Source organism: Demequina capsici, from assembly GCF_032102965.1.
GTDB lineage: Bacteria > Actinomycetota > Actinomycetes > Actinomycetales > Demequinaceae > Demequina > Demequina capsici.
The window spans coordinates 2,592,682-2,613,219 of record NZ_CP134880.1; the positions used below are offsets into that span (position 1 = coordinate 2,592,682).

Here is a 20,538-nt window from a genome sequence, read left to right on the forward strand (position 1 = left end):
CCGCACGACATCGCCCCTGGCCGGGCCCCTCTCGGGGCTCGACCAGGGGCGATTCTCATGCCGGGGCGGGGACGACGCACGAACGCCGTCCCTGCCCCCGCGTCACCGCGCCGCGCGCCGCATCAGAGGGTTCCCCCGGGGGTGGTCCACTTCTGCGCGTCCGTGCCGTTGCACGCCCACAGCTGGATGCGTGCACCGTTCTCGGTCGACGAGCCCGGATCATCCACGCACCGCCCCGACGCCGGGTTCAGATACCCGCCGTTGAACCGCACCCACGTCTGGTTCGACTGACCCGGGTTGCAGTCCCAGATCTGCAACGGCGTGCCGTCGCTCGTGCCCCACTCGGCAGCATCCAGGCACTTGCCCATCGCCTTGAGCTGGCCATCCTCGAACGTCCACTGCTGCGCGACCGTCCCGTTGCAGTCGTACAGCTGCACCGCCGTGCCGTTGGCACTGCTGGCCGCCGCCACGTCCAGGCACTTGTCGTTGACCGCGTTCACCACCGCACCCGGCGACGAACCATCCGAGCCGTCGCCACCACCGGTCGAGCCGCCGTCGTCCCCGTCGCCGGAACCGGTGAACGGGCTGAGGGTCAGAGTGGCCGACACGGGGTCGGACACGTCGATGCTCGGGCTGAGCTCGGCGACATCGTCGAAGGCGAAGCCGTACGCACGGCCGTCGGCGGACGCGTCGTGCATGACCTTGGAGTACAGATCCGACGAGGCCGTCTGGTAGAACGACGACGCGTCGTAGGTCGGCTGCGTGTCCGAGGCGACCCGGCTGGGCGTCGACAGGGTCCCTCGATGGAAGGCGGCGCACACCCGCGCACCGACCGCCAGGATCGCGGTCTGGTTCGGCTGACCACCCGGCTGGAGCGCACCGCTGCAACCGAACACCTCGGCCGTCGTGGGTCGCGTGAGCGAGCCGATCGTCACGCCGCTCGAGTCCGTGAAGGTGAAGGAGTCGCCGTTCACGGTGCCGGTGTACGTGCCCATGTCCATCGCGACGGTGAGCGTGTGGCTCGCGTAGTAGTCGTAGACGTCGTCGATGTACGAGTCGAAGAACGTCGAGCTGAAGGCCGACTCGGTCTCCATGCCGTGGATCGGCGCGAGCACGCGCAGCGGCAGGCCGTCGGACTCCCGTGTCTGGATGAGGTTCGCCCAGTCGCCGCCGAGGGCCTCGATCTCCGCGAAGATCTGCTCACGGCCACCCGAGACGAGCGTGCCCTCCGTCGTCGTGTCACCGCTCGAGTCCGTCACCGACAGGGAGAGCGGCACGCTCGACATGTCGACCATCGTCGTGTTGATGAAGATCCCCGTGCCGTTGCGCGTGAACTCGGCCCAGTCGAACAGGATGTCGTGGTTCGGGTCGCTCTCGTTCCACGCCGCAGGCTCCACCAGACCCCCGGGCGAGAGGTAGAAGCTCAGCTTCTCGCCGAAGGAGATGTAGATCCTGCCGCCCGCGAGGCTGCTGGGCAGGTCGAGCGTCGTGCTCGAGCCGTCGGTCGGCCCCGCGATCGCGAAGTCGGGCGCCGCCGGGTTGGGCTGGCCCGCCGGGACCGACGACGGCAGCTCGAACGCATGCCATTGCCCGTCGGATCCGACATAGCCCTGCTCGCCCGTCGACTGGTTCCGTGCGGTCACGTAGATGTACGTCTGCTCGGAGCGCCCCGAATCGTTGGCGACGGTCATCGGCAGGGAGGTCGTGGCGGCTTGAGCCGGCACGAGCGCTGCGCACAGCGCCGCCGCGAGGGCGGCCACTGCCGCGGTCCGGAGGCCCGTCAGGGCGGTGAGGCGGCTCACAGGGCGCCTCCGGGGGTCGTCCACTTCTGCGCGTTCGTGCCGTTGCAGTCCCACAGCTGGATGCGGGCCCCGTTGGCCGTGGACGAACCTGGATCGTCGATGCATCGGCCCGACACGGGGTTGCGATAGCCGCCGTTGTAGCGCTCCCACACCTGGTTCACCTGCCCGGGATTGCAGTCCCAGATCTGCAACGGGGTGCCGTTGCCCGTGCCCCACTCCGAGGCGTCCAGGCACTTGCCCAACGCCTTGAGCTCGCCGTCAGCGAAGGTCCACTGCTGCGCGTTCGTGCCGTTGCAGTCGTAGAGCTGCACCGCGGTGCCGTTCGCGCTGCTGGCGGCTGCCACGTCCAGGCACTTGTCGTTCACGGCATTGACCACCGTCCCGTGGCCGGAGGCAGAGGTCCCGCCGGCGCGCTTGGTCGCGACCGTGACGTAGTCGACGAGCATCGGCTTGCCGGACACCGTGGAGTCGTAGGGGCCGCCCCCGAACGCGTCGGGGAAGCCGCCGCCGACTGCCACGTTCAGGATGATGAAGAAGCCGTGATGGACGGCGTTGCTCCACGTGGTCGCGTCGACCTGGTCGGCGCTGATGGTGAAGTAGTTGGCGCCGTCCATGTAGTAGCGGATCTGCTCCGGGCTGGCACTGCGGTCCAGCTCGACCGCGTAGGTGTGGAAGCCGGTGCCGACGCCGGAGGCGGTCCGCTCCCCGGAGGAGATGCCGGTGGTCTCGTTGCACGGGCCACCGGAGGCGGTCCCGCAGTGCAGGGCGCCGAAGTAGCTGCTGCGACCGTTGATGTTCTCCAGGATGTCGATCTCGCCCAACGACGGCCATCCGGCGGCGCCGGTGCCGCGCGCCTGCTCGCCGAGCATCCAGAAGGCCGGCCAGTAGCCGGCGCCGTTCGCGGTCGTGACGTCGGGCTGCTTGATGGACGCCTCGACACGGAGGATCCCGCCGGCGGGCGCCTCGAAGGAGGTGTCCTGCGTCTCCACGCGACCTGAGGTCCAGTTCCCGGCTGAATCGCGGATCGGCGTGATCGCCAGGTGCCCGCTGCCGTCCTGGGAGACGTTCGCAGTGCTGCTCGTCATGTACTCGATCTCACCCGTGCCCCAGTTCCACGCACCGCCGTCGTACCCGTGCCCGATGTCGTAGAGCCACCTGGACGTGTCGAGGCCCGTGCCCGCTGCGCCGCTGAAGTCGTCGCTCCACACCGTCGTGAAGCCGCTCGGAGGCGCCGGCACCGAGGCGGCCGGTGCCGTTCCGGTGCGCGCGGTCGCCGCCTGGGCTGCGGCGCCTGCGGTGAGCATCGCGGCGGCGAGGCCTGTTGCGGCGAGCAGCGCCATCGCTGTGCGCGGGCGTGTCGATCGTGGTGGAGTGTGGTGCGGACGCATAGGTCGGTTCCCTTCTTCCGTTCGGGCCGGGACGGTCGTCTCGGCCCACCCCGTGCCCCGCCCTGTCGGCGGTTCGCGGCGGCTCGTGCAGACTATCCGTTTTGTACCGCTATGTCCGTTTCACGGCCGAGCGGTCGCGAGCGTCGCCGTGGGATCGAGGGCTTGCCGCGGCGATGGCCGCGAAGCATGAAGACGCCTGGTAGCAATACCCCCCGAGGGATAGTCCCTGGTAGATTGCTGGCCAATCGGAAGTTGATGTGTCACACTCTCCGCATGACGAACTCGGCACTCCCCTCGCTGCGCACCATGCGCGCGATGTGCTGCGTCATGTGTCCCTCGGCCTGAGTCGCCCTCGGATACACCACCCGTACCCCAGGGCGCTCGGCTGAACCGGGCGCAACCCTCCAGTACGCCCGCGCAGGCCGAGCTCCCGCAAGAAGCCAGGAGCATCGGTGAACCCGGATACCGATACCACCACGCAGACCGCACCCGCCCCGAGCGCGGCCGGCGACGCGGACGCGCGCCAACGACAGCGCGACGAGGCACGCCTCATCCGCACCCGCGAGGCGGCCGCGCGCAAGAACACCGCCTCGCGCGACGGCCAGTGGGCAGCCGGCGACCGCACCCCCCTCAACCCCAACGAGGAGATGAAGGCCAGCGGCGACCCGCTCCAGGTGCGCCACCGCATCGAGACGCTGTACGCCAAGTGGGGCTTCTGGTCCATCCCGCCGGGCGACCTGCGCGGTCGCTTCCGCTGGTGGGGCCTGTACACGCAGCGCCGCCCCGGGATCGACGGAGGCAAGACCGCGATCCTCGAGCCGCACCAGCTCGACGACGAGTTCTTCATGCTCCGCATCCGCTCGGACGGCGGCCAGCTGAGCGTCGCGCAGGCGCGCACCATCGGCGAGATCTCGCGTGACCTGGCGCGAGACACGGCCGACGTCAGCGACCGGCAGAACATCCAGCTCCACTGGGTGCGCATCGAGGACGTCCCCGACATCTTCCGTCGCGTCGAGGAGGTGGGCCTGCTGTGCGCCGAGGCCTGCGGCGACGTCCCGCGCGTCATCCTCGGCTCGCCCGTCGCAGGGATCGCCAAGGACGAGCTCATCGACCCGACCCCGCAGATCCGGGAGATCATCGACCGCTACATCGGCAGCCCCGAGTTCTCCAACCTGCCCCGCAAGTTCAAGACCGCCTTCACCGGCCAGCCCGTGCCGGACATCCTGCACGAGGTGCAGGACATCGCGTTCTGCGCGGTCGAGCACCCCGAGCTGGGCATCGGCTACGACCTGTGGGTGGGCGGCGGCCTGTCCGTCAACCCGTTCCTCGGCAAGCGGCTTGGCGTCTTCGTGCGCCCCGAGATCGCCCACGAGGTGTGGAAGGGCGTCGCCGGCATCTTCCGCGACCACGGCTACCGCCGTCTGCGCACCCGCGCACGCCTCAAGTTCCTGGTCAAGGAGTGGGGACCGGAGAAGTTCCTGCAGGTGCTGCAGGACGACTACCTGGGCTACGAGCTGCCCAAGGGCCCGGCGCCGCGCGTCGGCACCGCGGGCGACCGTGGCGACCACGTGGGCATCCACCAGCAGAAGGACGGCCGCTGGTACGTGGGCGTCGCGCCCGTCGCGGGGCGCATCTCGGGCGAGAAGCTGCTGGAGATCGCACGGCTCGCCGAGTCTGTGGGCTCCGATCGGATCCGCCTCACCCCGCTGCAGAAGATCGTCGTCCTCGACATCCCCGAGGATCGCGTGAGCGACGTGGTCAACGGACTGCGCGCCCTCGAGCTCGAGTCCCAGCCCGGCGAGTTCCACCGCAACGTGATCGCCTGCACCGGCATCGAGTACTGCAAGCTCGCGATCGTGGAGACGAAGGCGACGGCGCGCGAGGTCGTCAAGGTGCTGGACGAGCGCTTCCCCGACCTGGACTCCCCCATCTCCGTGCACGTCAACGGCTGCCCGAACTCGTGCGCCCGCGTGCAGATCGCCGACATCGGGTTCAAGGGCCAGCTGGTCCTGGACGACGAGACCGGCGAGCAGGTGCCCGGCTTCCAGGTGCACCTCGGCGGACGCCTGGGACGCGGCGACGACAACGACTTCGGCCGCAAGATCCGCGGCCACAAGGTCACGGCCGACGGCATGCCCGCCTACGTGGACCGCGTCACCCGCAACTACCTGGAGACCCGCCAGCAGGACGAGCCCTTCGCGGACTGGGCCTTCAGGGTGGACGAGGAGCTGATCCGATGAGCGCCGTGCCGCAGGGAGGCGGCGTCCTCGGCGGAGCCGCGGCCCTCACGCTGCTCAACCCCACCGAGTGGAACGAGCAGACCTGCGCCGAGGTCAACGCACGCCTGGAGCACGCCTCCGCCGCCCATATCGCCGACTGGGCCGTGGCCACGTTCGGCACGGACCTGGCAGTCGCGTCGTCCATGCAGGACACCGTCCTGCCGCACCTGTTCGGCACCCGGCAAGCGGGGGTGGACGTCGTGTTCCTGGACACCGGCTACCACTTCCAGGAGACGCTCGACACGCGCGACGAGGCCGCACGGCGCCTGCCGATCACGGTCGTCAACGCCACCCCGCGGCAGTCGGTCAGCGAGCAGGACGCCGAGCACGGCGCCAGGCTGCACGATCGCGACCCGAACCTGTGCTGCGCGCTGCGCAAGGTCGAGCCGCTGCGCCAGGCGTTGCAGGGCTACCGTGCCTGGGTCACGGGCGCCCGCCGGGTCGATGCCGTCACGCGCGCCGAGCTGCCCGTGGTCAGCTGGGACGCGAAGCACGGCCTGGTCAAGATCAACCCCGTCGCACTGTGGGACGACGACGCCGTCGAGCGTTACCAGGTGGAGCACGACCTTCCCAGGAATCCCCTCGTAGCACAGGGATACCCGAGCATCGGCTGCGGCCCGTGCACCCGGCGGGTGGCACCTGGCGAGGACCCGCGCTCCGGACGATGGGCAGGCCAGGACAAGACGGAGTGCGGCATCCACGTCTGACGGCGTGCGCCGTCCCGCGGCCTTGGAGGACCGCGCGACGGCGCACGCCCCGACACTCCGGTCAAGTGTGACGAACTAGACAAACTTCACAGAGCGGTCCATGCTGTGGATCTGAGAGGAATCCCCCTCCCTCTCAGATGGCTTCGGTTTGAGTGGAATGACGGGCCGCACGGCCCACGTCCCGCGGGAGGACGCTCGTACCTCCCCCAAGGCAACGACGCCGTCGCGATCCACGCGACTCCTCACACGCCTCAGCTCGACGACGCACCCCGGAGCCCGCCATGACCACGCTGCTTCCGAGCGCCACCGCCCACGACACCGCCGCTTCCCCCGTGCAGGCCGCGGAGCGTTCCCCCGTGATGACCCTGCTGGTGCTCATCGCCACCCTCGGTGTCCTCGCCTACTCGACCTTCCTGCTCAACCCCGCGCACCGCGGGGACCTGCTGCCCTACTCGTTCGTGATCGTCGCGGAGTCGATCCTCGCGTTCCACGCCGTCGTCTCCATGTGGACGATCCTCGCGGGCAGCCCCGACCCGCGGACCTTCGCCGTGCATCAGGCGCGGGACCGCCTCTACGCCCACACGACAGGCGCAGACCCCACCACGTGGCCGCTCATGCTGCGCGGCCGGACCGTCACCGTCGAGGTCTTCATCACCGCCTACGGCGAGCCCGTGGAGACCATCACCCGCACCGCCGCAGCCGCGATGCGCATGCGAGGTCGGCACCGCACGTGGGTGCTCGACGACGGCGACAGCGACGAGCTCCGTGACGCCGTCGCCGCGACCGGTGCACGCTACGTGCGCAGGATGGGCTCGGGGGGTGCGAAGGCCGGCAACATCAACCACGCGCTCACGCTCGCCAAGGGCGAGTTCTTCGTGGTGCTCGACGCCGACTTCGTGCCGCGCGAGGAGCTGCTCGAGCAGACGATGCCGTTCTTCGTGGACGACCAGCTCGCCTTCGTGCAGACTCCGCAGAGCTACGGCAACGCCGCGCAGAGCACCATCGCCCGCGGTGCCGCGTACCTGCAGACCATGTTCTACAAGTTCGTGCAGCCGGGCAGGAACCGCTTCAACGCCGCCTTCTGCGTGGGCACGAACGTCGTGTTCCGCCGCGCCGCCGTGGACGACGTGGGCGGCATCTGCACGGACTCGAAATCCGAGGACGTGTGGACGTCGCTGCTCATGCACGAACGCGGCTGGAACTCGATCTTCCTGCCCGAGGTGCTGGCGGTGGGCGATGCCCCCGAGTCCGTCGAGGCGTACTCGAAGCAGCAGCTGAGGTGGGCCACCGGCGGATTCGAGATCCTGCTGACCCACCCGCTGTGGTCGCGGCGCAGCAATCTGACCATCGACCAGCGGCTCCAGTACTTCGTGACCGCCACGTTCTACCTCACGGGAATCGCGCCCCTGCTCCTGCTGCTGGTGCCGCCCATGGAGATCTACCTGGACCTGCACCCCATGTCCGTGTCGATCTCCGCCGCGCAATGGGTGGTCTTCTATGGCGGCTTCTACGTGATGCAGATCGTGCTGATGTGGTTCACGCTGGGCACCTTCCGCTGGGAGACGCTCACGCTCGCCACCGTGTCCTTCCCCATCTACACGAAGGCGCTGCTCAACGTGATCCGCGGCAAGGACGTCGGCTGGTCCGTGACCGGAGCCGTGAAGACTCGATCCCCGTACAACTTCATCGTGCCGCAGATGGCGTTCCTGCTGTTCCTGGCGCTCACCTCCGTGGTGGCGATCTGGCGCGACTGGATGCACGGCGTCCCGTCGCTCGCGACCGGCTGGAACCTGGTGAACACCGTCGTGCTCGCCGCGTTCGCGCTCACCGCGCGCAAGGAGGCGAAGGCGCTCCGCGCGGCACGCAGGGCAGAGCGCCGCGCCGCACGGCGTCCCGCACGCCGCTCCGACGCTGCGGTCGAGCCGAGCGTCGTGGCGGTCGCACGCAGGATCGACACCGCGCCGGCGGCCGACCGGCCCGGCATCGCCGCGACGGCCGCGCAGTCGCCGACAGGCCTCGTCGTCACGGCTCCTGTGGTCCGACGGCCGGCCTCGCCTCCGCCTGAGCGCAGCGTCGTGACCTCGCCGCTTCCGATCCGTCAGTCCGCGCCGCCCGCCGCGAGGGCCGCCTACGAGAGCAGGCGGGGCGCGGACGTGTTCCGCCAGGCGGTCAGCTCATCGGAGGTGACGCGATGACGTGGGGCAACAGGTTCAAGCTCCTCCTCAGCTTCACGATGGTGCTGGGGATCGTCGCCGCCGCGACCCTGCTGTTCAACCAGCGCGAGCTGCGGGTGGACTCGACCACGGCCTCGATCGAGGCGGCTGCGATCGACGTGGGCACCGACTACGGCGGCCTTGTCACCGCAGCGGCGGTCAAGGAAGGCGACCACGTGTCGGTCGGGGATCCCCTGCTCACGCTCGAGTCCCAGCTGCTGGCGCGCGACATCGCCCAGGGGATCGTCGACGCGAGCACGGAGAACGCGAGCGCGGACGGGACCTACACGATCCTGTCCACCGTCGACGGCACGGTCACCGACATGCCGGTCACGGTCGGCTCGTACGCGCAGCCGGGCGACGTCGTGGGGCACGTGGACGAGACGGGCACGCTCTACATCGACGCGCAGTTCATGCTGTCGCCCGCAGACTTCGGACGGATCGAGGACGGCGCGCAGGTGGACCTGATGCTGCCGGACAGGAGCACCATGGCCGGCACCGTCACGTCGCTCGACGTGGAGACCACCGACGGCGACGCGCTCGTGACGGTGCGCGTGGACTCGCCGCAGCTCACGGCCGGCGCCGAGGACGCGCTGGTCGCACCAGGCACGCCCATCGAGGCGACGCTCCACCTGCGCGACGACGGACCACTGGCGGGCGTGACCGACATGCTCGTCGCGTTCGCTCATAGGATCGGCCTGTGAGGCGACGCGTCAGGAGTCGGATCGTGACCATGCTCGCCGCCGCGGGCGCCCTGACGCTCGCGGCGGGGTGCACGGGCTCGCCCGCTCCGGAAGGAAGCATCGCCCCCACGTCCGCGACATCGAGCTCACCTGCGGCCACGGGCGTGGTCGACGCGGCCGCCTCGACCGTCGCGCAGACGCTGCCGATCCAGAGCGTGGGAGAGGCCCCGTCGTCCGCCGGCGTGGCCGACGGTGTGCTCGCGCCCACGAACCGCTGGTACTCGGCCCTCGCCTACGCGGACCTGCCCGCCAAGGCCTACCCCACGCCCGTCGCCGTCCAGGTGGACGCCGGCTCGATCGGGATCGCGCTCCCCTCCGTCGTCGGGTCGGACGCTCTCATCGCGGCCCAGACCGGCGCGTTCCTGACGGTGGCGGTGGGCGGGTCGGACGCCCGGCCGCAGGTGACGATCAACGACCCCGTGTACACGTCGCTCGCCTACTCCGGGCCCGACGGGCCGCTCGCCACCGCGACCGTCGCACAGGGATGGCCCGCCATCGGGCTCGTCGCGGACGCTGACGTGACGCTGACGCTGTCCTCAGCCCCCGCGTGGGGGGACGACGGCGTGGGCCTCGTGGAGCTCGAGGGAACCACCTACGGGGTGACGACATCGCGGGCGCAGGTGGACGGCGCCAGCGTCACCCTCGCGGCAGGAGGATGGCTTCAGGTCTTCCCGATCCCCTCAGGCGACGACGCCACCGGGTTCACGGACCCTGCCGGCTACGCGGCGCTCATGAGCTCGCCCGTGACGAAGGCCACCTCCAAGTGGGCGGTGGGGACCCAGACGACGACCACCACGCTCGCCTACACGACCGTCGACGGAGGCCCGACGGTGCTGGTGCCGTCCGCAGCCGTCGACGGCACCAGCCCTGACGGGACCTGCGACATCGGACTGTTCGACACGATCGACGGACCCACCGTCGCATGCGCGGGGACCGCGCTCGCGTGGGACGTCACCACCGTCACCCCCCAGCTCACGCTCAACGTGAGCGGCCTCACCGCAGAGCAGAAGCAGGCGGTCACGACCGCGCTCGACGCCGAGGCCGGGGGCGTCGCGTACCCGTCCGACACGTACTTCGGCTCCAAGGCGATGTACCGGGACGCCCAGCTGCTCGCACTCGCGGACGACCTGGGAGACACCGCTGCCTCCACGCAGATCGGGGAGAGGCTCGCCACCGAGCTGGGCCAGTGGACAGATCCGGAGGGGTGCACCACCCGCACCAGCCGCTGCTTCGTCTACGACGACGCGTGGGGCGGCGTCGTCGGGCTGGACACCGCCTTCGGGTCCGAGCAGTTCAACGACCACCACTTCCACTACGGCTACCTCATCTATGCCGCCACGATCGCGGTGCAGGAGGGGATCGTCGACATCGACGCCGTCGCACCCGTGATCGACTCGCTCGTGGCGGACATCGCCTCCCCCGGCACCAGCGAGGTGCCTGCGATCAGGGTGTTCGATCCGTTCGCCGGCCACTCGTGGGCCTCGGGCATCTCGCCGTTCGCCGACGGCAACAACCAGGAGTCCAGCTCCGAGGCGATCACCGCCTGGACCGCCGTCGCGGCCTGGGCGCAGCTGCGCGGAGACGCCGGGGCGGCCACCCGCGCACAGTGGATGCTGTCTGCGGAGGCGCACTCGTCGCTCGCGCTCTACGTACGGCCCGACACCTCGTTCGCCCCCGAGTACACGCATCTGGTGGTGGGCATCGAGTGGGGCGCGAAGCGCGACTACGCCACCTGGTTCTCCGCGGACCCCGCCGCCATGCTCGGAATCCAGCTGATCCCGATGGCACCCACCCAGATCGGGATCCTCACGCCCGCCGACGACACGGCCGCGGGACGCGCCACCGCATCCATCGCCGAGGCCATGCCGACCGGCACCGCCGACCAGTTCACCGACCTCATCACGATGTACACGGCGCTCGGAGGAGCCAAGACCCAGGCAGCGGCGTGGGCGGTCGCCCTCACCCTGCCCGACTCGGCGATCGACGACGGGATGTCGCGCGCCTACATGCTCGCCTTCATCGCGAGCGTGGGGTGAGCATCATGACCGGCGCGTCGGGCTGACGCCAGCGAGGGGTGGTGTGGCACCCCGCGGCGCAGTCACACTGGCTCGGTGACCGACTCCTCCACCCAGCCCGCGAGCGGAACCGTCCCCACCGCGTCGGCCGCTCCCACGCCGGCGAGCGCCGGCTCGAGCCCCTCCCCGTCCGCAGCCACAGGGTCGCCCGCCCACGCCGCCGCGCTCGACCGCACAGGCCTGGGGCTCGGCCTCGGCGCCTACCTGGTGTGGGGCCTCTTCCCTCTGCTCATGCACGCGCTCGTGCCCGCGTCGCCTCTCGAGATCACGGCGCAGCGCGCGCTGTGGTCCCTGCTGGTGTGCGCGGTGATCGTCACGGTCGTGCGCGGGTGGGCACGGCTGCGCACCGCCCTGAGCGACCTGCGCACCGTCGCCACGCTCGCACTCGCCGCCGCGCTGATCGTCGCGAACTGGCTGATCTACGTCTACGCGGTCACCAGCGATCAGGTGAACTCCGCGTCGCTCGGCTACTACATCAACCCGCTGGTGCTCGTGGGGCTGGGCGTGGTAGTCCTCGGCGAACGCCTGCGCCGCGGCCAGGTGGTCGCCGTCGCGATCGCCACCGTGGCCGTCGTCATCATCGGCGTCGAGGTGGGCGGCCTGCCATGGATCGCGCTCGCGCTCGCCTTCTCCTTCGGGATCTACGGGCTCATCAAGAAGCGCCTCAACGTGGACCCCGTCACGGGCCTCACCATCGAGACCCTGGTCCTCGCACCGTTCGCCGCCATCGCCGTGTGGTGGATGCACCACGCGGGCACGCTCACGTTCGGCACCCGCGGCGGCGACGGGCTAGGCATCGGGCACGACCTGCTGCTCGCCTCCACCGGCGTCTTCACGGTGGGCGCCCTGCTGCTGTTCGCCGGCGGCGCGCAGCGGCTGCCGCTCAACATCGTCGGCCTGCTGCAGTACCTCGCACCCACGATCATGTTCATGCTGGCCGTCTGGCACTTCGGGGAGCCGATGTCCACCGGCCGATGGATCGGCTTCCTGCTCGTGTGGGTCGCCCTGATCGTGCTCACGGTGGACAGCTTCCGCGCGTCGCGGGCGCGCACCCGCGACCCGCGCGAGGCCGAGGTGGAGCCGACCGAGCCCGTCTAGGCCCTTCACGCGTGGACCGGGAACCACGACCAATGCATCGCGTCGGGCGACGGACCCTCGCCGAGGATCACCACCGGCGACGCGCCCGCCACAGCCGCCTGGGAGGCTCCGTCGCATGGAACGACGCCCGCGTCGTCATACACCGTCGCCTCCCACGGCCCGACCCCGCCCGCGAGCTGCCAGAAGTACCACCAGCCAGGGATGAAGCCGGCGGTTCCGAACGGGTAGTCGTCCTGCGTCGGCTCCAGGCTCCCGACGATCCGACCCAGCCCGTCGACCCACACGACCGACGCGTAGCGGAACGCGCCGGTGGAGCCGTCCGGCGCGTCACCGTAGGCCGCGTCCCAGCCCGGGGCGCTCGGCAGCAGGTCGAAGTCGAAGTCCGGGTAGTCGCCATAGCCGGCCTCCACCGTCACCAGGGTCGCGCCGGAGCGGTAGTCCACCTGCATGCCGAGGTCGTCCTCGTAGGTCACGCCTCGCCGTCGCTCCCTGCTCACCACCGGCACCTCGAACGAAGGATCGAGGGGCGCACCGCACTGGAACTCGTCCACCTCCGGCCCCGTCAGATAGTCCGGACCCTGGTAGACGCCGCTGTCCGTCGTGCCGAGCGCCAGCGGCTGCCACACCGTGTCGTTGCTCCCGCACGCCGACCTCGGAAGCGCACCCTCGTCCCGCGAGGAGACGACGTCGTAGCGCTCACCCGACGGCATCGTGATGCGCGTCGTGATGCCGACCACGTCGGAGGTGTCCAGCAGCGGCGCGATGTAGTACCCCACCAGCATCGGCTCCTCGTCCTGGGTGCCGTCGGCGTGCGTCACGATCCGCTGGATCACGGCGTCGGTGCCCGCGGCGCTCGACATGATCGACGCATACGTGGCCATGAAGGCCCACGCATGCATCGTCGCCACCTCCGTCGGCGACACGCCCACCGGCACCACCGCGGGGAGCGTGGTGGTCCACCCGGTCCACAGGTCCGCGGGATCGTAGACAGGCACGGCGCCCATCCCGGTGATGTCGAACACCAGGTGGTCCGCCTCCCCTCCGTCGACCGTGAGCAGGCCCATCCAGCCGTACTGATCGAGGCTGAAGGCCTGGCCGCCATCCTCGACGCGGTACCACAGGGTCGGCTCCCAGTCCGTGGTCGGGGTGTTGCCCGCGACGACCTCGACGAGCGTGCCGTCGGCCTTGCGATAGTGCCCCGTCCCCGCGCTGACGTCCACGTACGCCCGCCCGTAGTACGGGGCTCCGGCCAACGCGGCGACGTTCGGCAGCGGGTAGGTGTCCAGGTCGCAGGGGTTGCCCGCCGCGGCAAGCGCAGCCGCCGCCTGCTGCTGCCGGTCGGCCACGCCGGCCACGACCGACAGCCCGATCGCCGCCAAGGCGACCGCAGCGGCCACACCGATCGCGCCCGTCCGTGCGCGACGCCGACGCGCGATGCGTCTGAGCGCGCGATCCTGCCGCCCCTGCGGCGCCTGTCCGTCCGCGCCGATCGCCCGCGCGTGCGAGGCACCGGCGCTCCTGAGAGCCTCGCCCAGCGCGCTCATCGGCGGCTCCTGGGGTTCACCAGCTCAGCGACCTCGGGCTCCGGACCCGGGTCGACGACGCCGAGCAGCGGGGACAGCCTCGCCGTCGCGTCCTGCAGGCAGCGCCGCACCTGGTGCTGTTCCACATGCAGCGCGCGCGCGATCTGCGGCAGGGTCAGCTCGTCGTGGTGGCGCATCACCACACAGGCGCGCTCGCGGGGCGGGAGGGCGCGCAGTGCGGTGCGCACGTCGGAGCCGTCGTCCACGCGGTCCTGGCGGTCATCTTGTGGGCTGCGGGGCGCGCCGTCCGCGTGGGGGGCGGAGTCCGCGTGGGGGGCGGAGTCCGGGCCCGCGGCAGGGCGAGAGCCGCGCGACGCCCTCCACGTGCGCCGGGGCGACCGGCCCGCCACCGTGGTCGCCATCGCCATGCGCACCCGCGCGTCGGCTTCGTCGACATCGGTCGGGGGCCTCCTGCGACGGAGCACGGCCACGATCGCGTCGTCCATGAGGCGGACCGCATCGTCATCCCGGTCAGCGAGCATGGCTGCGTACGCGGTCAGGCTCGCGCCTCGCTCATGCATCAGCCGCTCGACGAGCGTCTGCAGGTCCCCCATGCGTTCTCCCTCGTAGCACTCACCTTCTCATATGCGGCGGACCGCGGGAAGGTGAGGCTGCGTCCGCTCATGCAGAGGCATGGCCTCCGCACGGGCTCATGAACGAGCGCCGATCGGGGGCGTTCAGGCGGCGCGGGCGACGAGCGCCTCGGCGAAGGCGACCAACGCGTCCTTGACCTCGCCCGCCGGGAGGCCGTCGATGGCGACGATCGCCTGGCGGCTCCAGTCGTGGGCGAGCGCGGCCGTCTGATCGACCACCGGATGCACGCGCAGGCGATCCACGACGGAGGCGAGCGCCTCGTCCGAGGTCAGGTCGCCGTCGATGTCCGCGAGCAGGGCCAGGTCCGCCGCGTGCTGCTCGGCGCTCACCTCGGGCCCAGGACCGGCAGCGATACGGCGCCTCAGCAGGAGGGTGGGCATCGTGTCGACACCCTCCCGCAGGTCGGTGCCAGGGGTCTTGCCGGACACCTCCGTGTCCGAACGGATGTCCAGGACGTCGTCCGCCAACTGGAATGCGACGCCGGCAAGCTCGCCGTACTGCGTCACCTGCTTCACGATCGTGGGGGCGCAGCCGGCGAACATCGCGCCGAACCTCGCCGACATCGCGACCAGCGAGCCGGTCTTGTCCGCGAGCACCTGGATGTAGTGCTCGACAGGGTCGTCGTCCTCAGCAGGTCCCACGGTCTCGTGGAGCTGGCCCAGGCAGAGGCGCTCGAACGTGGTCGCCTGCAGACGCACCGCCTCCGGCCCGAGGCCCGCGACCACGACCGACGCCCGGGCGAACAGGAGGTCGCCGGTGAGGATCGCGACCGAGTTGCCCCACACCTCGTGCGCCGACGGCGCTCCACGCCGGGTGGGCGCGGAGTCCATCACGTCGTCGTGGTAGAGGGTCGCCAGATGCGTCAGCTCGCACACCACCGCCGCGTCGAGCACCTCCGGGCGCGATCCGTCGCCCAGCTGCGATGCGAGCAGCACCAGCATGGGACGGAGCCGCTTGCCGCCGGCGTCCACCAGATGCCTGGACGTCGCGTCCGCGAGCCTGTCGGACTGCGCGACCGCGTCGCGCAACCGCTCCTCGATCAGCTCCAGTCGCGGTGTCAGCGCATCCTGCAGCTGGTCGTTGCCGATGGGGACTGACATGCGTTCGAGCCTACAGCCCGATCAGGAGCACACCGGCGTCGGAGGCGATGGAGAGCGCACCGGCCGGAAGCACACCGAGGATCAGCACCGCGGCGGCGGTGATCCAGATGACGACGCGGGTGTACGGGTGGTAGTCGACCTCCACGAGCGCCTGCTGGTCCTCAGGGACGTCCGTGAGGAACATCAGGACGATCAGACGCACGTAGAAGAACGCCGCCGCCGCCGACGCCACCACGGCGACGAGCACCAGCGGCCAGCCGCCCCCGTCGATCGCCGCGGCGAACGCCTGGAACTTGCCGATGAAGCCGGCAGTCAGCGGGATGCCTGCGAACGACAGCAGGAACAGGGCCATCGCGCCGGCCAGCATCGGGTCGCGTCGTCCCAGACCCGCCCACTGCCCGAGCCGGGTGGCCTCGCCGCCGACCGTGCCGTCCTCCGCCTTCTCACGCACCTGCGTGATCACCGCGAACGCGCCGATCGTGGCAAGGCCGTAGGTGAGCATGTAGAACGGCACGGCGGACAGCGCCTGCGCGGAGAAGCCTGCGAACGCCACGAGGATGAAGCCCGCGTGGGCCACCGACGAGTACGCGAGCATGCGCTTGATGTCCGTCTGCACCAACGCGACGACGGTGCCGACCACCATCGTGACGATGGCGACGGTCCAGATCATCCAGCTGAGCTCCCACTCGAGCGGGTACAGCGCGGTGAACACGATGCGCAGCAGCGCGGCGGCCGCGGCGGCCTTGGTGGCGGCGGCCATGAAGGCCGTCACCGGGGTGGGGGCAGCCTGGTAGGCGTCCGGGGACCAGGTGTGGAACGGCACGGCGCCCAGCTTGAACAGCAGGCCGACGATCACGAGGACCGCACCGGGGACGAACAGCGCGAGATCGCCGGGAGAGGCGAGCACGGCGGTGAGGACGTCTCCGTACGACGTGGATGCGGCGGCGCCGTACAGGAGCGCCACGCCGAACAGGTAGATGGCCGACGAGAACGCGCCGAGAAGGAAGTACTTCAGCGCGCCCTCGTGGGACAGCAGACGCTTGCGACGCGCCAGCGCGACCATGATGTACAGCGGCAGCGAGAACACCTCGAGAGCGACGAACAGCGCCAGGAAGTCCGTCGTGGAGACGAACGCCATCATGCCGCCGACCGCGAAGAGCAGCAGCGGGAAGACCTCCGTCACCTCGAGCCCGCGGCGGCGTGCCTCGGCCTCCTCAGGGGACCCAGGGGTGGCCGCTCCGAGCGACGTGAACGACTCCTCGCCCGCACGCGTGCGCGCCGCGAACAGCAGCGCGCCGAGCGCACCGAAGACCAGCAGCAGGCAGAACCACGCGAGCGCCTGACGGTCGACCACGAAGAAGCCCGTCTGCGCCACGTTGCCCGCAGCCGTCAGCGAGGCCCACTGCACGGCGGACACCACGAGGGCACCCAGCAGGGCGACGAGCGTCAGCGCCAGCTGGACCGCGCGGCGCGTGGCCGGGGTCCTGATGATCGCCTCGACGAGCACGCCGACAGCGCCTGCGAGCAGGACGATCAGCAGCGGCGCGAACGCCATGTAGGAGATGTCGGGAGCGGTGAACATCACTCGGAAACCTCCGCGTTGACGGTGGTGACCACGGCGGCGGCCGGATCACGCAGATAGTCGATCGCCAGGCTCGGCAGGAACCCGAGCAGCAGCATCAGGCCGATGAGCGGCCACAGCACGAACCGCTCGCGGATGCCGAGCTCCCTGGTCTTCTCCAGACCCTCCTTGGTGGGTCCGGTGAACACCTTCTGGTAGGTCAGCAGCACGTACAGCGCGGCGAGGATCACGCCCAGCGCGGCGACGACCACCGCGGCGTTGGCGACCCCGAAGGAGCCGACCAGCACCATGATCTCCGACACGAACGGCGACAGTCCGGGCAGCGCGAGCGCGCTCAGGCCGATGACGAGGAACGTGCCGGCCATGACGGGCACGACCTTCTGGAGGCCGCCGTAGGCGCTGACGTGAGGGCTGCCGTTGCGCTCGATGAGGAATCCGACCACCAGGAACAGCGCGCCGGTGCTCAGGCCGTGGTTGAACATGTAGAACGCCGCGCCCTCGACGGAGGTCTGCTGGAACGCGTAGATGCCCAGGACCATGATGCCGAAGTGGCTCACCGAGGTGAACGACACGAGGCGCAGCATGTCGGTCTGACCGATGGCGGCGACGGCTCCGTAGATCACGGAGATGACCGCGAACACGATGATGACGGGCGCCGCCCACTTCGACGCCTGCGGGAAGATCACCATGCCCAGCGTGATCATGCCGAAGGTGCCGATCTTGTCGAGCACGGCCACGAGCAGCGCGGTGGTGCCGGGGCGCGCGGTCTCGGCGACGGTGGGCAGCCACGTGTGCACGGGGACCATCGGCGCCTTGATGGCGAACGCCAGGAAGAAGCCCAGGAACATCAGCCGCTCGGCGGTGGTGCCGAAGTCGTACCCGGCCAGGTTGTCGATCAGGTAGGCCTGCTCGCCGCCGGGGCCCACGAAGTACAGGGCGACGACCGCCACGAGCATGATGAGCCCGCCGACGAGCGAGTACAGCAGGAACTTGACGGCCGCGTAGCGTCGCTGCTCCCCGCCGAAGCCTCCGATGAGGAAGTACAGCGGGATCAGCATCGCCTCGAACATGACGTAGAACAGGAAGACGTCGCGGGCGGCGAAGATGCCGACCATGAACGCCTGCAGCACCAGGATCAGCGCCAGGTAGCGGGCGGCGCGGTGGTGGTCCTCCGCGTCGCGCCTCCATTCGGCCAGGATCACCAGCGGGGTGAGGATGAGCGACAGCGCGACCATCGACAGCCCGAAGCCGTTGACTCCGAGCGCCCAGCTCGCACCGATCTGCGGGATCCACGAGTAGGTCTCGGTGAACTGCTGCGTCGCCGCGTCGGACAGGTCGAACTGCGTGAGCATCACGATGCCGAGCGCGAGCTCCAGCAGGGTGACGCCGAGCGCGATCTCACGCACCCGGCTGCGCGCGCCTTCAGGCAGGGCCCGCAGCAGGGCGGCGCCTGCCAGCGGCAGCAGCACCAGGACGGTCAGGAACGGGAACATCTACAGCACCCCCAGGACGACGCCGGCGATCAGGCCGGCGACTGCGATCAGGAGCAGCGCGGCGTAGCTGCGCACCTGCCCGGACTGGAATCGACGCAGGAACTCTCCGAGCCTCAGCAGCCCTGTGCCGGTGCCGTTGACGGCTCCGTCGACCAGCGCGGCATCGGCGTACACGAGGGTGCGCGTGAGATGCGTGCCGGGTCGCTGGAGGACACCGCGGTTGACCGAGTCCTGGTAGAAGTCGTTGCGCGCCAGCATGGTGCCGAGCGACGGTGCAGGCGCCTCGGTGGGCACCTCCGTGCGACCGTACTGCAGCCAGGCGACGACCACGCCGACTGCGACGAGCAGCAGCGTGAAGGTCATGATGAGCGGCACCGCCATGACGGGGTCGTGCTCCTCGACGTGCCCGGTGACGGGCTCCAGCCAGGTGGTGAAGCGGTCGCCGGAGGCGAGGAACCAACCGAGCAGCGCGGAGCCGACGGACAGGACGATCATGGGCGCCGTCACGAGCCACGGGGACTCGTGCGGATGCATCTCGTCGGTCCACCGGGCCTTGCCGTGGAAGGTCATGAAGAACAGGCGCGACATGTAGTACGCGGTCAGCCCGGCGCCGATCAGCGCGGCCAGGCCGAACACCCAGGGCTGCCATCCCTCGCCCACGAACGCGGCCTCGATGATCTTGTCCTTGGACCAGAAGCCGGAGAACGGCGGGACGCCCAGGATCGCGAGCCAGCCGAGCCCGAACGTGACCCAGGTGACGACCATGGCGGTGCGCAGCGCGCCGAAGCGTCGCATGTCCACCGTGTCGTTCATGCCGTGCATCACCGAGCCCGCGCCCAGGAACATGCCGGCCTTGAAGAAGCCGTGCGTGAGCAGGTGGAAGATCGCGAACGCGTAGCCGATGGGGCCCAGGCCCGCGGCGAGCATCATGTAGCCGATCTGCGACATGGTGGAGGCGGCGAGCGCCTTCTTGATGTCGTCCTTGGCCATGCCGATGATGGCTCCCATGACCAGCGTGATCGCACCCACCGACGTGACCACCAGGCGTGCCGTGTCGGTGAGGTCGAAGATGGCCGACGAGCGCACGATCAGGTAGACGCCGGCGGTGACCATGGTGGCCGCGTGGATCAGGGCCGACACGGGCGTGGGGCCCGCCATCGCGTCGCCCAGCCAGGACTGCAGCGGGAACTGCGCGGACTTTCCGGTGGCGGCCACCAGCAGCGTGAGGCCGATCGCGGTGAGCTGGGCGGTCGACACGTCGCCGACCTGCGCGAACACGTCGGAGAAGCTGAGCGAGCCGAACGCGGTGAACATGAGGCCCATCGCGATGATCAGGCCGACGTCGCCCACACGGTTGACGACGAACGCCTTGTTCGCGGCGGTCGCGTACTCGGGCTTGTGGTTCCAGAAGCCGATCAGCAGGTAGGACGCGAGGCCCACGCCCTCCCAGCCGACGAACAGCAGCAGGTACGAGTCGGCGAGCACCAGCAGCAGCATCGCGGCGATGAACAGGTTGAGGTACGCGAAGAAGATCCGCCTGCGCGGGTCGTGCTCCATGTAGGCCACAGAGTAGAGGTGGATGAGCGTGCCCACGAAGGTCACGAGCATCACGAAAGTCATCGACAGCGGGTCCAGGAGCAGCCCTGCGTCGACGTGCAGCTCGCCGCCCGAGATCCAGGTGAACAGGTGCATCGCGTGCGTGCGGGACTCGGAGTCGAGGCCGAGCATCTGGATCAGGGCGCCGAGGCCCACGACGAAGGCTGCCGTCGATGCGGCCACGCCCATCCAGTGTCCCCACTTGTCGGCGCGCTTGCCCAGAAGGATCAGCACGAGGCTGCTCGCCAGGGGCACGGCGATCAGGAGCCAGGTCAGGTCAAGCAT

At 70.1% G+C, this 20,538-nt stretch carries 14 protein-coding genes; 6 read left to right on the plus strand and 8 right to left on the minus strand.

Going from position 1 to position 20,538, the window contains the following annotated elements:
• Positions 1–122 precede the first annotated feature (122 nt).
• Both RN607_RS12365 and RN607_RS12370 read right to left on the minus strand, forming a co-directional pair.
• Entirely contained in the window at positions 123–1,802 is a 1,680-nt protein-coding gene (locus RN607_RS12365) for a beta-1,3-glucanase family protein (RefSeq protein WP_313542899.1), read from the minus strand.
• On the minus strand, positions 1,799–3,190 hold the full coding sequence (locus RN607_RS12370) for a ricin-type beta-trefoil lectin domain protein (RefSeq protein ID WP_313542901.1): 1,392 nt from the start codon (positions 3,188–3,190) through the stop codon (positions 1,799–1,801). Before RN607_RS12370 ends, RN607_RS12365 begins: the two co-directional genes overlap by 4 nt.
• A 452-nt stretch (positions 3,191–3,642) precedes the next feature.
• Between RN607_RS12370 and RN607_RS12375 the strand changes: the two genes are divergently transcribed.
• The 6 genes from RN607_RS12375 to rarD all read left to right on the plus strand — a co-directional run bounded on the left by RN607_RS12375 (position 3,643) and on the right by rarD (position 12,305).
• A complete protein-coding gene (locus RN607_RS12375; RefSeq protein WP_313542903.1) occupies positions 3,643–5,430 on the plus strand; it encodes a nitrite/sulfite reductase in 1,788 nt (595 codons plus the stop codon).
• Positions 5,427–6,176, plus strand: a complete 750-nt coding sequence (locus tag RN607_RS12380; RefSeq protein ID WP_313497634.1) for a phosphoadenylyl-sulfate reductase — start codon at positions 5,427–5,429, stop codon at positions 6,174–6,176. Before RN607_RS12375 ends, RN607_RS12380 begins: the two co-directional genes overlap by 4 nt.
• A 281-nt stretch (positions 6,177–6,457) precedes the next feature.
• The gene (locus RN607_RS12385; RefSeq protein ID WP_313542905.1) at positions 6,458–8,371 is read left to right on the plus strand and encodes a glycosyltransferase family 2 protein; all 1,914 of its coding nucleotides are present in this window, start codon (positions 6,458–6,460) and stop codon (positions 8,369–8,371) included.
• The gene (locus RN607_RS12390; RefSeq protein WP_313542907.1) at positions 8,368–9,093 is read left to right on the plus strand and encodes an efflux RND transporter periplasmic adaptor subunit; all 726 of its coding nucleotides are present in this window, start codon (positions 8,368–8,370) and stop codon (positions 9,091–9,093) included. Before RN607_RS12385 ends, RN607_RS12390 begins: the two co-directional genes overlap by 4 nt.
• 29 nt (positions 9,094–9,122) lie before the next feature.
• Positions 9,123–11,168 (plus strand): glycosyl hydrolase, encoded by a 2,046-nt coding sequence (locus RN607_RS12395; protein WP_313545440.1) that lies wholly within the window; start codon positions 9,123–9,125, stop codon positions 11,166–11,168.
• A 75-nt stretch (positions 11,169–11,243) separates the two neighbouring features.
• Positions 11,244–12,305, plus strand: a complete 1,062-nt coding sequence (gene rarD / locus RN607_RS12400) for an EamA family transporter RarD (protein WP_313542910.1) — start codon at positions 11,244–11,246, stop codon at positions 12,303–12,305.
• Positions 12,306–12,310: 5 nt separating this feature from the next.
• Here the strand turns inward: rarD and RN607_RS12405 are convergent, their stop codons facing one another.
• The 6 genes from RN607_RS12405 to nuoL form a co-directional block, all read right to left on the minus strand.
• The gene (locus RN607_RS12405; RefSeq protein WP_313542912.1) at positions 12,311–13,849 is read right to left on the minus strand and encodes a hypothetical protein; all 1,539 of its coding nucleotides are present in this window, start codon (positions 13,847–13,849) and stop codon (positions 12,311–12,313) included.
• On the minus strand, positions 13,846–14,442 hold the full coding sequence (locus RN607_RS12410) for a sigma factor-like helix-turn-helix DNA-binding protein (RefSeq protein ID WP_313542913.1): 597 nt from the start codon (positions 14,440–14,442) through the stop codon (positions 13,846–13,848). Before RN607_RS12410 ends, RN607_RS12405 begins: the two co-directional genes overlap by 4 nt.
• A gap of 123 nt (positions 14,443–14,565) precedes the next feature.
• Positions 14,566–15,582, minus strand: a complete 1,017-nt coding sequence (locus RN607_RS12415; RefSeq protein WP_313497644.1) for a polyprenyl synthetase family protein — start codon at positions 15,580–15,582, stop codon at positions 14,566–14,568.
• Positions 15,583–15,592: 10 nt separating this feature from the next.
• Positions 15,593–17,164, minus strand: a complete 1,572-nt coding sequence (gene nuoN / locus RN607_RS12420; protein WP_313542915.1) for an NADH-quinone oxidoreductase subunit NuoN — start codon at positions 17,162–17,164, stop codon at positions 15,593–15,595.
• Positions 17,164–18,657 carry an NADH-quinone oxidoreductase subunit M gene (locus tag RN607_RS12425; RefSeq protein ID WP_313542917.1) on the minus strand — a complete coding sequence of 498 codons (1,494 nt, stop codon included), beginning with the start codon at positions 18,655–18,657 and terminating at the stop codon, positions 17,164–17,166. The genes nuoN and RN607_RS12425 overlap by 1 nt, the downstream gene beginning before the upstream one ends.
• On the minus strand, positions 18,658–20,538 hold the full coding sequence (nuoL, locus tag RN607_RS12430; RefSeq protein ID WP_313542919.1) for an NADH-quinone oxidoreductase subunit L: 1,881 nt from the start codon (positions 20,536–20,538) through the stop codon (positions 18,658–18,660).